Here is a 13,349-nt window from a genome sequence, read left to right as displayed (position 1 = left end):
TTCCGGGCGCGCCCGTCGATGGCGCACCGACTGAAGACACGAGGAAAGCATGAGCAAGCAGATTCTGATTCTCCCAGGCGACGGTATTGGTCCGGAAATCATGGCCGAAGCGGTCAAGGTGCTGGAGCTGGCCAACGACAAGTACAGCCTGGGCTTCGAGCTGAGCCATGACGTGATCGGTGGCGCCGCCATCGACAAGCACGGCGTGCCGCTGGCCGACGAAACCCTCGATCGCGCCCGTGCCGCCGACGCCGTGCTGCTGGGTGCCGTCGGCGGCCCGAAATGGGACACCATCGAGCGTGACATCCGCCCTGAGCGCGGTCTGCTGAAAATCCGTGCGCAACTGGGCCTGTTCGGCAACCTGCGTCCGGCGATCCTGTACCCGCAACTGGCCGAGGCTTCGAGCTTGAAGCCGGAAATTGTTGCCGGCCTGGATATCCTGATCGTCCGTGAGCTGACCGGCGGCATCTACTTCGGCGCACCGCGCGGCACCCGCACCCTGGAAAACGGCGAGCGCCAGTCCTACGACACCCTGCCGTACAGCGAAAGCGAAATCCGCCGTATCGCCCGTGTCGGTTTCGACATGGCCCGCGTGCGTGGCAAGAAGCTGTGCTCGGTGGACAAGGCCAACGTGCTGGCGTCCAGCCAACTGTGGCGTGAAGTGGTCGAGCAGGTGGCCAAGGATTACCCGGACGTTGAACTGAGCCACATGTACGTCGACAACGCCGCCATGCAGCTGGTGCGTGCGCCGAAGCAGTTCGACGTGATCGTCACCGACAACATGTTCGGCGACATCCTGTCCGACGAAGCGTCGATGCTCACCGGCTCCATCGGCATGCTGCCGTCGGCCTCGCTGGATGCCAACAACAAGGGCATGTACGAGCCTTGCCACGGCTCGGCACCGGACATCGCCGGCAAAGGCATTGCCAACCCGCTGGCGACCATCCTGTCGGTCTCGATGATGCTGCGTTACAGCTTCAACCTGCACGAAGCCGCCGACGCCATCGAGAAAGCGGTCAGCGTGGTGCTGGATCAGGGTCTGCGCACCGGCGACATCTTTTCGACCGGTTGCACTAAAGTCGGTACGCAGGAAATGGGTGACGCAGTAGTCGCCGCGCTGCGGAATCTGTAATCTCTCGGGCCCGCTGCGAAATTCAATACAAAGCAGCGGCCCACTTTTCAAGAAGGTGTAGTTGCGATGAAACGTGTAGGTCTGATCGGTTGGCGCGGCATGGTCGGTTCCGTGCTCATGCAGCGGATGCTGGAAGAGCAGGATTTCGATCTTATCGAGCCGGTGTTTTTCACCACTTCCAATGTAGGTGGCCAAGGCCCGTCCGTGGGCAAGGACATTGCTCCGCTCAAGGACGCTTACAGCATTGAAGAGCTGAAGACCCTCGACGTGATCCTGACCTGCCAGGGCGGCGACTACACCAGCGAAGTATTCCCGAAGCTGCGCGAAGCCGGCTGGCAGGGTTACTGGATCGACGCGGCCTCGAGCCTGCGGATGAACGACGACGCCGTTATCATCCTCGATCCGGTCAACCGCAAGGTCATCGACCAGCAGCTCGATGCGGGCACCAAGAACTACATCGGCGGCAACTGCACCGTCAGCCTGATGCTGATGGGCCTGGGTGGTCTGTTCGAGGCCGGTCTGGTCGAGTGGATGAGCGCCATGACCTATCAGGCGGCGTCCGGTGCCGGCGCGCAGAACATGCGTGAACTGATCAAGCAGATGGGCGCGACCCACGCCGCTGTCGCCGATCAACTGGCCGATCCTGCCAGCGCGATCCTCGACATCGACCGCCGTGTGGCTGAAGCCATGCGCAGCGACGCCTACCCGACCGAAAACTTCGGCGTACCGCTGGCCGGCAGCCTGATCCCGTGGATCGACAAGGAACTGCCGAACGGCCAGAGCCGCGAAGAGTGGAAGGCCCAGGCCGAGACCAACAAGATCCTCGGTCGCTTCAAGAGCCCGATCCCGGTCGACGGCATCTGCGTGCGCATCGGCGCCATGCGTTGCCACAGCCAGGCGCTGACCATCAAGCTGAACAAAGACGTGCCGATCGCCGATATCGAAGGGCTGATCAGCCAGCACAATCCTTGGGTCAAGCTGGTGCCGAACAACCGTGAAATCAGCATGCAGGAGCTGAGCCCGACGAAAGTCACCGGCACCCTGAACGTACCGGTCGGTCGTCTGCGCAAGCTGAACATGGGTTCGCAGTTCGTCGGTGCCTTCACCGTCGGCGACCAACTGCTGTGGGGCGCGGCCGAACCGCTGCGTCGCATGCTGCGGATCCTGCTTGAGCGTTGATCGCTTGATGCAATGAAAGAACCCGCGCCTTGCACGAGGCGCGGGTTTTTTTGTACCTGTTGATCGTTCCCACGCTCTGCGTGGGAATGCAGCCATGGACGCTCCGCGTCCGCTCTTCGCGGCGGGCGCGAATTGCCTGCGTGCGACTCACCCGGTAAAGTGCCGCTCCCCCCGTTTCGCCAGAGGTAGCAACATGACCCAGACCCTTGATATTGCCGTGATCGGCGCCACCGGTACTGTCGGCGAAACCCTTGTGCAGATCCTCGAAGAACGCGACTTCCCGGTCGGCACGCTGCACCTGTTGGCCAGCAGCGAATCCGCCGGCAGTTCGGTGCTGTTTCGCAACAAGAACGTGCGCGTGCGTGAAGTCGACGAGTTCGATTTCAGCAAGGTCAAACTGGCGTTCTTCGCCGCTGGCCCGGCCATCACCCTGAGTTACGCCGCCCGCGCTCACGCGGCGGGTTGCTCGCTGGTCGATCTGTCCGGCGCCTTGCCGGCGGATCAGGCGCCGCAAGTGGTGCCGGAAGCCAATGCCGATGTGCTGGCCGGTTTGAAAGTGCCGTTCCAGGTCAGCAGTCCAAGCCCGTCGGCCACTACTTTGGCCGTGGTGTTGGCGCCGCTGCTCGATCTGATCGAACTGCAATACGTGCATGTCACCGCCAATCTAGCGGTTTCCGCCCAGGGCCGCGAAGCCGTGACCGAGCTGGCGCGCCAGACCGCCGAGCTGCTGAACATGCGTCCGCTGGAGCCGACATTCTTCGACCGGCAGATGGCTTTCAACCTGCTGGCCCAGGTCGGCACACCGGATGCGCAAGGTCATACGCTGCTGGAAAAACGCCTGGTGCGCGAGCTGCGTCAGGTGTTGGCCAAGCCTTTATTAAAGATTTCCGCAACTTGCGTTCAAGCCCCGGTGTTTTTTGGCGATAGCTTTAGCGTGACCTTGCAGTCAGCGAGCGCGGTCGACCTGGAAAAGGTCAATGCTGCGCTGGAAGATGCCGAGGGCATCGAGCTGGTCGAGGCCGGTGATTATCCGACCGCCGTCGGTGACGCGGTGGGGCAGGACGTGGTCTACGTCGGGCGGGTGCGTGCCGGTGTCGACGAACCGTCGGAACTTAATCTGTGGCTGACGTCAGATAACGTACGCAAAGGTGCGGCCCTCAACGCCGTGCAGGTCGCCGAGTTGTTGATAAAAGACCTGCTGTAAAAGATACTTGGCAACAATTTGTCGACTGATTCTAGCCGGGCGCTATGCTTGGCCGGAGCAGTTGGCAACGTGTCACCCTCCGGGACTTTCCGGGGCATCAAAGAAATGATCGCGCGCGGCATGCTGTCGTCGTCGCGCGCAATGCCTTACGGCAGCGACTATCAACATCTTCTCGCTGGCCGAGGAACGTTCAAACAAAGGAAGAGGCTATGGTTCAAGTTCGCAAACTGGTGTTAGCAATAGCGGCCGCCTCGGCGCTGTCCTCCGGTATGGCGCATGCCCTCGGGCTCGGGGAGCTGACCCTGAAGTCGACCCTGAACCAGCCGCTGGTAGCGGAAATCGAGCTGCTCGATGTCAAGGATCTGACCGCTGCCGAAGTGGTGCCGAGCCTGGCCTCGCCGGAAGATTTCGCCAAGGCCGGCGTCGATCGCCAGGCCTTCCTCAATGATCTGACGTTCACCCCGGTGCTCAACGCCAGCGGCAAAAGTGTGCTGCGCGTTACCTCGAGCAAACCGCTGTCGGAACCGATGGTGAAATTCCTCGTGCAGGTAATGTGGCCGAACGGCCGCCTGCTGCGTGACTACAGCGTGCTGCTGGATCCGTCGAAGTTTTCGCCGCAGACCGCCGATGCCGCCGCTCAACCCGCGCCAGCGCAAACCATCACCGCACCGACCACCGGCGCCACGCATTCGACCCACACCACCACGCCGCGCGACACCCTGTGGGAAATCGCCGCGAAGGCGCGCACCGGCGGTTCGGTGCAGCAGACCATGCTGGCGATCCAGGCCTTGAACCCGGACGCGTTCATCGGCGGCAACATCAACCGCCTGAAAACCGGTCAGGTGCTGCGTCTGCCGGACCAAGTGCAAAGCACCGCACTGCCGCAGTCCAAAGCGATTGCCGAAGTGGCCGCGCAGAACGAAGCCTGGCGTCAGGGCCGTCGTTATGTGGCCAAACCGGGTACCGGTCAGCAGCAACTCGATGCGACCAATCGTGGCCGCGCCAATACCGGTGCTGCGCAAAACGCCAAGGACAACCTGAGCCTGGTGTCCGCCGAAAGCGCCAAGGCGCGTGGTAAGGGGGCCGCCAGCGATGCCAAGGCCCTGAGCAACAAACTGGCGGTCACTCAGGAAAGTCTCGACACCACCCGTCGTGACAACGAAGAACTGAAAAGCCGCATGGCCGATCTGCAAAGCCAGCTGGACAAGCTGCAACGCCTGATCGAACTGAAAAACAATCAACTGGCGAAGATGCAGGCCGAAGGTTCGGGTGCTGCTCCCGCGACCGCCGCCACTGCGCCAGTAGTGCCGGCGATCACTGCGGAACTGGCGGCCACGCCGCCGGCCACTCCGGCAGAGGCTGCTCCGGGCGCACCTGCGCCTGAAGCCGCCGCTCCGGCACCAGTCGAGCCGGTTGTCGAGCCTGTGGTTGAAACCACGCCCGCCGCCAATGACGAGAAAACCTTCAACGAACTGCTGACCAATCCGATCCTGCTGGGTCTGGTCGGTGGCGGTGCGGTGGTTCTGCTGCTCCTGCTGTTGCTGCTGGCCCGCCGCCGCAAGGCGCAGCAGGAAGCCGAAAAACACCTGCGCATGGCCCGTGCGCTCGAGGAGCAATCGTTCTCCCAGGACCTCGATCTGCCGGAAAGCAGCTTCGAAGGTCTGGAAGTGCCAGCCGCCAGCGTCAAGCTGAACCCAGCCCCAGCCCCAGCCCCAGCCCCAGCCGCTGCTGCTGTAGTGGCGCCAGTCGTGATGGCCGAGCCGATCGCCGCGCCGTTGGTGGCGCCGGCCGCCGAGCGTTCCGACGACGTGCTGGACAAGGCGCAGTCGCACATCGACGGCGGTCGCCTGAATCAAGCGGCCGCGCTGCTGGAGGAGGGCGTGAGCCTGGAGCCGCAGCGCAGCGATCTGCGTCTGAAACTGATGGAAGTCTACGGTCGTCAGGGTGATCGCGATGCGTTCGTCGGCCAGGAGCGCCAACTGGTCGCCAATGGCGACAACTTCGCCAAGGTCGAAGAGCTGAAAAGCCGCTTCCCGGCCATGGCGGTCGTCGCGGCCAGCGGTCTGGCGGCTGCGGCCATGGCTGCCGAGCTGGACGCGGAATACGTCAAGGAGCTGCTGCTCGACGAGCCTGAAGCGCCTGCCGCGGCAGATGACGAACTCGACAGTGCTTTCGACCTGAGCCTCGACGATCTGGATAACATCACGCCAGTAGAGCCTGTGGCGACTGTCGAGCCGGAAGCGCCGGTCGAGCTGGATGCGTTCCCGACTGACGACGATCTGAGCTTCGAGTCGGTGCTGCAACAGCAGACCGATATCAAGGAAAACCTCGACGACCTGTCGGATTTCGACCTGGATATGGATCTCGGTGCCGATCCTGCGCCTGCGCCGGTCGAGCTGGCAGATGATGATTTCCTGCTGGATCTTGACGAGGGCGTGAAGGATCTGCCGCTGGTCGAAACCCCGGCCGTGGCCGACGTGCCGCAGGATGATCTGGAGCTGCCAGCCGATTTCGACCTGTCCCTGGCTGACGAAATGGACGCGACGCCAGCCGAGCCGGATGCGTTCGCCGCCGAACTGGACGACGTCAACGCCGAGCTGGATCGCCTGTCGAGCAGCATCAATGAGCCAAGCTTCACCGAGGCTGACGCAGCGTTGGGCAATGATCTGGGCGAGGATGACTTCGACTTCCTGTCCGGCACCGACGAAGCCGCGACCAAGCTCGATCTGGCTCAGGCCTACATCGACATGGGCGACAACGACGGCGCGCGCGACATCCTCAATGAGGTCATCAGTGAGGGGAACGACAAGCAGAAGAGCGAAGCGAGCGAAATGCTGTCGCATCTGGCCTGAGTCGGCATTCAGCGGTAAACAAAACGGCAGCCCATGAGGCTGCCGTTTTTGTTTGGGTCTGGTTTCCCCGTCCCGCCGCCTTATAATGCCCGCCTTTGTAGATCAGCAGGCTGTACCGACTTGGCAAACATAGATAACCCGGCCGCCGAAATGGCACCCGAAGGCTTTTTCCGCGTCGCGCTGGGCGTTGAATACAAGGGCTCGCGCTACAGCGGCTGGCAGCGCCAGTCCACCGGTGTACTCACCGTGCAGGAAACCCTGGAAAAAGCCCTGTCGAAGGTCGCCGACTCGCCGATCTCGCTGCAATGCGCGGGGCGCACCGACGCCGGTGTGCATGCCTGCGGGCAGGTGGTGCATTTCGATACCCAGGTCGACCGTTCGCTGAAAGCCTGGGTCATGGGCGCCAACATCAATCTGCCCCACGACATCAGCGTCAGTTGGGCGAAGGTCATGCCGGCGCATTTCCATGCGCGATTCAAGGCGATTGCCCGGCGCTATCGCTACGTGATCTACAACGATCAGATCCGCCCGGCGCATCTCAATGAAGAAATCACCTGGAATCACCGTCCGCTGGACGTCGAGCGCATGGCCGAGGCCGCGCAGTACCTGATCGGTACTCATGATTTCAGTGCCTTCCGTGCCGGCCAGTGCCAGGCCAAGTCGCCGATCAAGAAGATGCATCACCTGCGCGTGACCCGTCACGGCAAAATGATCGTTCTGGACATCCGCGCCAACGCGTTTCTGCATCACATGGTGCGCAACATCGCCGGCGTGCTGATGACCATCGGTGCCGGCGAGCGGCCGGTAGAGTGGATGAAAGAAGTGCTGGAGAGCCGCGAGCGGCGTTCCGGCGGAGTTACGGCGCATCCGTTCGGCCTGTATCTGGTGCAGGTCGAGTACCACGACGAGTTCCCGTTGCCGGAGCGTTTCATCGGGCCACATTTCCTTACGGGTTTCGCGGAACTTGACGGCTGACGCCCTCGAACGCATTTGTTACCATCCGGGACTTTCTCGGATTTGCCTTGGGGTTTTTATCGACATGTCAGCCGTTCGCAGCAAGATTTGCGGGATTACCCGCATAGAAGATGCGTTGGCAGCCGTGGAGGCCGGGGCCGATGCCATCGGTTTTGTGTTCTACGCTAAAAGTCCCCGGGCCGTGACCGTGCAGCAGGCGCGGGCGATCATCGCCGCATTGCCGCCGTTCGTGACCACGGTCGGGCTGTTCGTCAATGCCAGCCGTTGCGAGCTCGGGGAAATCCTCGATGCCGTGCCGCTGGATCTGCTGCAGTTCCACGGCGACGAAACCGCCGCCGAGTGTGAAGGCTGGCACCGGCCGTACATCAAGGCCTTGCGGGTCAAGGCGGGCGATGACATTGCCGCTGCCTGCGATGCCTACCCGAGCGCCAGCGGCGTGTTGCTCGACACTTATGTCGAAGGCGTGCCCGGTGGAACCGGCGAGGCGTTCGACTGGTCACTGATTCCGCAGGGTTTGAGCAAGCCGTTGATTCTGGCCGGCGGCCTGACGCCGGAGAACGTCGCCGATGCGGTCGCCCGGGTGCGGCCGTATGCCGTGGATGTCAGCGGCGGGGTAGAGGCGAGCAAGGGCATCAAGGATCACGCAAAGATTCGTGCATTCATCAACGCCGTACGCTGATGTGACGGCTGGCAGACTGCCGCCGTCCACAGCTCTGTAGAAAAGAGGCTGAGGGTCTTTTCGGGGTGTACGCAGGTCAGTTCCGCTGACCCGGCAGTCCGGCCGATCATCGCCACACATGAATTTAGCTGAAGGGCATACGCGGGGCCGCGAACCAGAGCGTTCGGGCCGCCGGTACTGGAGAAAGAAAGCATGAGCAACTGGTTGGTAGACAAGCTGATCCCTTCGATCATGCGTTCCGAGGTCAAGAAGAGCTCGGTCCCTGAAGGTCTGTGGCACAAATGCCCGTCCTGCGAGGCTGTGCTGTATCGTCCGGAGCTGGAAAAGACCCTGGACGTTTGCCCCAAGTGCAACCACCACATGCGCATCGGCGCACGTGCGCGCATCGACATCTTCCTGGACGCCGAAGGCCGTACTGAACTGGGCGCCGACCTGGAGCCGGTTGACCGTCTGAAATTCCGTGACGGCAAGAAGTACAAGGATCGTCTGGTCGCTGCCCAGAAGCAGACCGGCGAGAAAGACGCACTGGTTTCCATGAGCGGCACCCTGCTGGGCATGCCGGTCGTGGTTTCGGCGTTCGAATTCAGCTTCATGGGCGGTTCCATGGGCGCCATCGTCGGTGAGCGCTTCGTACGCGCCGCCAACTACGCGCTGGAAAACCGTTGCCCGATGGTGTGTTTCTCCGCTTCCGGTGGCGCGCGCATGCAGGAGGCCCTGATCTCTCTGATGCAGATGGCCAAGACCTCGGCCGTGCTGGCGCGCCTGCGCGAAGAAGGCATTCCGTTCATCTCCGTGCTGACCGACCCGGTTTACGGTGGCGTTTCCGCCAGTCTGGCGATGCTGGGCGACGTGATCGTCGGCGAGCCGAAAGCCCTGATCGGCTTCGCCGGCCCGCGCGTGATCGAGCAGACCGTGCGCGAAAAGCTGCCGGAAGGCTTCCAGCGCAGCGAGTTCCTCCTGGAGCACGGTGCGATCGACATGATCATCGACCGTCGCGAACTGCGTCCGCGTCTGGGTAACCTGCTGGCGCAACTGACCGGCAAACCGACGCCTAAATTCGTTGCTGCGCCGATCGAGCCGATCGTCGTTCCGCCGGTGCCTGCCAACGTATGACCGAGCGCACCCTTGGCGAGTGGCTCGCCTACCTTGAACAGTTGCATTCATCGGCCATCGACATGGGGCTGGAGCGTTCGCAACAGGTAGCGTCCCGCATGGGACTGGGCCAGCCGGCGCCACGGGTGATCACGGTTACCGGCACCAACGGCAAGGGTTCGACCTGCGCTTTCGTGGCTTCTTTGCTGCGGGCGCAGGGCCTGAACGTCGGTGTCTACAATTCTCCGCACCTGCTGCGTTACAACGAGCGGGTGCAGCTCAATGGCGTCGAAGCCACTGACGCGCAGTTGTGCGAAGCCTTCGCGGCGGTAGAAGCGGGGCGTGGCGACACTTCCCTGACTTACTTCGAAATGGGCACCCTGGCGGCGTTCTGGCTGTTTCAACAGGCCGGGCTCGATGCGGTGGTGCTGGAAGTCGGGCTGGGCGGGCGTCTGGACACTGTCAACGTGGTCGATGCCGATATCGCGCTGGTCACCAGCATTGGTGTCGATCATGCCGATTACCTGGGCAATACCCGCGAATCCGTGGCCTTCGAGAAGGCCGGGATTTTCCGTCAGGGCAAACCTGCACTGTGCGGCGATCTGAATCCTCCACAACCCCTGCTGGACAAGGCGCGCGAGCTTGCTTGCCCGTTCTTCCTGCGCGGGCGTGATTTCGATCTGGGTATCACGGATCAATTCTGGCAGTGGCGCGGTACCGATGCTGACGGTCAGGTCGTCGAACTGCGTGATTTGCCGCTGCTTGATCTGCCGATGGAAAACGCCGCGTTGGCGTTGCAGGCTTATCTGCTGCTCGGTTTGCCATGGGATGCCGAACAGATTGTTGCGGCGTTGCGGGCGACTCGTGTGGTCGGTCGTCTCGATCGTCGCTCGTTCGAATGGAACGGCAAACGTCTGAACCTGTTGCTGGACGTTGGACACAACCCGCATGCGGCGGAGTATCTGGCGCGGCGTCTGGCGGCTCGTCCGCCGGTCGGCAAGCGTCTGGCGGTGTTCGGCCTGCTGGCGGACAAGGATCTGGACGGCGTCATCGGTGAATTGAATGCCAGCGTCCAGCACTGGGCGGTGGCGCCGCTGGATTCGCCACGTGCGCGTCCGGTGGATGAATTGAATCAGGCATTGCAGAACCTTGGCGCCTCGGTCACGTCTTATGACAGTGTGGCGGCTGCGCTGGAAGGGCAGTGTGCAGTGGCCACCAGCGACGACGAGATCTTGCTGTTCGGATCATTTTATTGTGTCGCCGAGGCCCTCGAATGGCTGTCTCGGCGCTCCACGGAGGAAGCGGCAAATGGCTTTGCTGGATAAAGCGTACAAGCAGCGCATGGTCGGTGCCCTGGTGCTGGTGGCGCTGGCGGTGATTTTCCTGCCGATGCTGTTTTCCCGTCAGGATGAACAGCGTCAGGTGACTGTCGAAGCGCCGGCTGCGCCGCAAGCGCCCGCCGTGGCGCAGATCCAGATGGAAACCGTGGCCGTACCTGAGCCGCAGGTTCTCCCGCAAGAGCCAGTGCCAAGCGATGACGAAGTCGCCGAGCAGGCTGTGCCAACGGCACCTATTGCTTCCGCCGCGCCAGCCCCGGCTCCGGCGCCGGTAGCCAAACCGGTTGCGCCGGCTCCCGCTCCCGCTCCTGTGGTCAAGCCAACCACAGCCCCGGCCCAGCCGATCGCTGCGCTGTCTGCCAAGCCGGACACCACTCAAAGCCGCGTCGATGCCAATGGTCTGTCGGTGAGCTGGTCGGTGCAACTGGCCAGTCTATCGAGCCGCGCCAGCGCTGAAAGCCTGCAGAAAACCCTGCGCAGTCAGGGCTACAACGCTTACATCCGTTCTGCCGATGGCAAGAACCGGGTGTTCGTCGGTCCGTTGATTGAGCGCGCCGAAGCCGATCGTCTGCGCGATCTGTTGAGCCGCCAGCAGAACCTCAAGGGGTTTGTGGTGCGCTTCCAGCCTGAGCGTGGCTGATATCTATCACTTCGATAGAAATGCACTGAAAATCGCAGCTTACCGACAGCCATGCGCTCTGCTAAAATGCGCCGCCTTATCCGTCTGTAGGCTGCACTGTGCCATTTACCTGGGTTGACTGGGCGATCGTTGCAATCATCGCCATCTCCGCTTTGATCAGTTTGAGCCGCGGCTTCGTCAAAGAAGCATTGTCGCTGGTGACCTGGATCATCGCAGGAGCTGTTGCCTGGATGTTCGGTGGCTCACTGTCCGAGTACCTCGCCGGATACATCGAAACACCGTCGGCTCGTGTGATCACGGGCTGTGCCATCATGTTTGTCGCCACACTGATCGTGGGCGCAATGATCAATTATCTTATCGGCGAGTTGGTTCGCGTCACCGGGTTGTCCGGGACCGATCGATTCCTCGGCATGGCCTTCGGCGCTGCGCGTGGCGTGTTGCTGGTGGTCGTGGCGGTCGGGCTGTTGAGCCTGGGGCCGGTACAGCAGGACGGGTGGTGGAAAGAATCACAGCTCGTGCCAAAGTTTCTATTGGTCGCAGACTGGTCCAAGAACCTGATTCTCGGGTGGGGCAGTCAGTGGCTTGCCAGCGGAATCAGCGTACCCGCTGATATTCCGTTCAAGGAGCAACTCTTGCCGTCGGCCAAAACGCCTCAGTGAGTGTTGTTCAGTTCAGATCCATTAAGTAGGGGTTGCGTCGCATGTGTGGCATCGTCGGTATCGTCGGTAAGTCGAACGTCAATCAGGCGCTGTATGACGCGCTAACCGTGCTCCAGCACCGCGGCCAGGACGCTGCCGGTATCGTGACCAGCCATGATGGCCGGTTGTTCTTGCGCAAGGACAATGGCTTGGTGCGTGACGTGTTTCAACAGCGTCACATGCAGCGCCTGGTCGGCCACATGGGTATCGGCCACGTCCGTTACCCGACTGCCGGCAGCTCGACGTCGGCCGAGGCTCAGCCGTTCTACGTCAACTCGCCTTACGGCATCACCCTGGCGCACAACGGTAACCTGACCAACGTTGAACAGTTGGCCAAAGAGATCTACGAATCCGATCTGCGTCACGTCAACACCAGCTCCGACTCGGAAGTGCTGCTCAACGTGTTCGCCCACGAGCTGGCCCAGCGCGGCAAGCTGCAACCGACCGAAGAAGACGTGTTTGCCGCCGTGACCGACGTGCATAACCGTTGCGTCGGTGGCTACGCTGTCGTGGCGATGGTGACCGGTTACGGCATCGTCGGTTTCCGTGACCCGCACGGCATCCGCCCGATCGTGTTCGGTCAGCGTCACACCGACGAAGGCGTCGAGTACATGATCGCCTCCGAAAGTGTTTCGCTGGATGTGCTCGGCTTCACCCTGATCCGCGACCTGGCACCAGGCGAAGCGGTCTACATCACTGAAGACGGCAAGCTGCACACTCGTCAGTGTGCGACCAATCCGTCCCTGACCCCGTGCATCTTCGAACACGTCTACCTGGCGCGCCCGGATTCGATCATCGACGGCGTGTCGGTCTACAAGGCCCGTCTGCGCATGGGTGAGAAGCTGGCGGAGAAGATCCTGCGCGAGCGTCCAGAGCACGACATCGACGTGGTCATCCCGATTCCGGACACCAGCCGCACTGCCGCGCTGGAACTGGCCAACCATCTGGGCGTGAAATTCCGCGAAGGTTTCGTCAAGAACCGCTACATCGGTCGTACCTTCATCATGCCCGGCCAGGCCGCGCGCAAGAAATCGGTACGTCAGAAGCTCAACGCCATTGAGCTGGAATTCCGCGGCAAGAACGTGATGCTCGTCGACGACTCGATCGTTCGTGGCACTACCTGCAAGCAGATCATCCAGATGGCCCGCGAAGCCGGCGCGAAAAACGTCTACTTCTGCTCGGCGGCTCCGGCTGTTCGCTTCCCGAACGTTTACGGCATCGACATGCCGAGCGCTCACGAGCTGATCGCGCACAACCGTTCGACCCAGGACGTGGCTGATCTGATCGGTGCTGACTGGCTGATCTATCAGGATCTGCCTGACTTGATCGAAGCGGTCGGTGGCGGCAAGATCAAGATCGAAAACTTCGATTGCGCAGTGTTCGACGGCAAGTACGTCACTGGCGATGTCGACGAGGCTTACTTGAACAAGATCGAACAGGCACGTAACGATGCCTCGAAGGTCAAGACCCAGGCGGTCAGTGCGATCATCGATCTGTACAACAACTGAGTTTCAACCGGCCCCTAGGGGCCGGTTTTGTATCTGGCAAAAGACTTTTATTT

General features: G+C 61.9%; 11 protein-coding genes. All 11 read left to right on the top strand.

Annotated elements, in window-relative coordinates; translation table 11 throughout:
- Positions 1-49: 49 nt before the first annotated feature.
- Positions 50-1,132 carry a 3-isopropylmalate dehydrogenase gene (gene leuB / locus CAF80_RS21110; protein ID WP_039770158.1) on the top strand — a complete coding sequence of 361 codons (1,083 nt, stop codon included), beginning with the start codon at positions 50-52 and terminating at the stop codon, positions 1,130-1,132.
- Between the two features lie 66 nt (positions 1,133-1,198).
- Positions 1,199-2,311, top strand: coding sequence for an aspartate-semialdehyde dehydrogenase (asd, locus tag CAF80_RS21105; RefSeq protein ID WP_011333354.1), 1,113 nt, complete (start codon positions 1,199-1,201; stop codon positions 2,309-2,311).
- Between the two features lie 193 nt (positions 2,312-2,504).
- The gene (locus tag CAF80_RS21100) at positions 2,505-3,515 is read left to right on the top strand and encodes an aspartate-semialdehyde dehydrogenase (RefSeq protein ID WP_074687688.1); all 1,011 of its coding nucleotides are present in this window, start codon (positions 2,505-2,507) and stop codon (positions 3,513-3,515) included.
- 209 nt (positions 3,516-3,724) lie between these two features.
- Complete coding sequence (locus CAF80_RS21095; protein WP_085667872.1) at positions 3,725-6,367, top strand: FimV/HubP family polar landmark protein; 2,643 nt, start codon at positions 3,725-3,727, stop codon at positions 6,365-6,367.
- Positions 6,368-6,517: 150 nt separating this feature from the next.
- Entirely contained in the window at positions 6,518-7,342 is an 825-nt protein-coding gene (gene truA / locus CAF80_RS21090) for a tRNA pseudouridine(38-40) synthase TruA (protein WP_039771597.1), read from the top strand.
- Positions 7,343-7,406: 64 nt separating this feature from the next.
- Entirely contained in the window at positions 7,407-8,021 is a 615-nt protein-coding gene (locus tag CAF80_RS21085) for a phosphoribosylanthranilate isomerase (protein WP_039771595.1), read from the top strand.
- Positions 8,022-8,213: 192 nt separating this feature from the next.
- Entirely contained in the window at positions 8,214-9,134 is a 921-nt protein-coding gene (gene accD / locus CAF80_RS21080; protein WP_039771593.1) for an acetyl-CoA carboxylase, carboxyltransferase subunit beta, read from the top strand.
- On the top strand, positions 9,131-10,438 hold the full coding sequence (folC, locus tag CAF80_RS21075) for a bifunctional tetrahydrofolate synthase/dihydrofolate synthase (protein WP_085667871.1): 1,308 nt from the start codon (positions 9,131-9,133) through the stop codon (positions 10,436-10,438). The genes accD and folC overlap by 4 nt, the downstream gene beginning before the upstream one ends.
- Positions 10,422-11,090: an SPOR domain-containing protein gene (locus CAF80_RS21070; protein WP_039771591.1), complete on the top strand. Its 669-nt coding sequence runs from the start codon at positions 10,422-10,424 to the stop codon at positions 11,088-11,090. The genes folC and CAF80_RS21070 overlap by 17 nt, the downstream gene beginning before the upstream one ends.
- 98 nt (positions 11,091-11,188) lie before the next feature.
- The gene (locus tag CAF80_RS21065) at positions 11,189-11,749 is read left to right on the top strand and encodes a CvpA family protein (protein WP_085667870.1); all 561 of its coding nucleotides are present in this window, start codon (positions 11,189-11,191) and stop codon (positions 11,747-11,749) included.
- Between the two features lie 41 nt (positions 11,750-11,790).
- Positions 11,791-13,296 carry an amidophosphoribosyltransferase gene (gene purF, locus CAF80_RS21060; RefSeq protein ID WP_007956466.1) on the top strand — a complete coding sequence of 502 codons (1,506 nt, stop codon included), beginning with the start codon at positions 11,791-11,793 and terminating at the stop codon, positions 13,294-13,296.
- The last annotated feature ends 53 nt before the right edge of the window (positions 13,297-13,349 follow it).

The organism is Pseudomonas sp. B34(2017) (assembly GCF_002112915.1).
Taxonomy (GTDB): domain Bacteria; phylum Pseudomonadota; class Gammaproteobacteria; order Pseudomonadales; family Pseudomonadaceae; genus Aquipseudomonas; species Aquipseudomonas pharyngis.
The sequence above is the reverse complement of the archived record's forward strand: the minus strand, read 5'-3'. Positions and strand labels throughout refer to the sequence as shown.

What these genes read in the sequence shown, in the direction of transcription:
- CAF80_RS21100 (WP_074687688.1), top strand. Translation starts at nt 2,505, where the DNA reads ATGACCCAGACCCTTGATATTGCCGTGATCGGCGCCACCGGTACTGTC.
- CAF80_RS21070 (WP_039771591.1), top strand. Translation starts at nt 10,422, where the DNA reads ATGGCTTTGCTGGATAAAGCGTACAAGCAGCGCATGGTCGGTGCCCTG.
- asd (WP_011333354.1), top strand. Translation starts at nt 1,199, where the DNA reads ATGAAACGTGTAGGTCTGATCGGTTGGCGCGGCATGGTCGGTTCCGTG.
- truA (WP_039771597.1), top strand. Translation starts at nt 6,518, where the DNA reads ATGGCACCCGAAGGCTTTTTCCGCGTCGCGCTGGGCGTTGAATACAAG.
- purF (WP_007956466.1), top strand. Translation starts at nt 11,791, where the DNA reads ATGTGTGGCATCGTCGGTATCGTCGGTAAGTCGAACGTCAATCAGGCG.
- accD (WP_039771593.1), top strand. Translation starts at nt 8,214, where the DNA reads ATGAGCAACTGGTTGGTAGACAAGCTGATCCCTTCGATCATGCGTTCC.
- folC (WP_085667871.1), top strand. Translation starts at nt 9,131, where the DNA reads ATGACCGAGCGCACCCTTGGCGAGTGGCTCGCCTACCTTGAACAGTTG.
- CAF80_RS21095 (WP_085667872.1), top strand. Translation starts at nt 3,725, where the DNA reads ATGGTTCAAGTTCGCAAACTGGTGTTAGCAATAGCGGCCGCCTCGGCG.
- leuB (WP_039770158.1), top strand. Translation starts at nt 50, where the DNA reads ATGAGCAAGCAGATTCTGATTCTCCCAGGCGACGGTATTGGTCCGGAA.
- CAF80_RS21085 (WP_039771595.1), top strand. Translation starts at nt 7,407, where the DNA reads ATGTCAGCCGTTCGCAGCAAGATTTGCGGGATTACCCGCATAGAAGAT.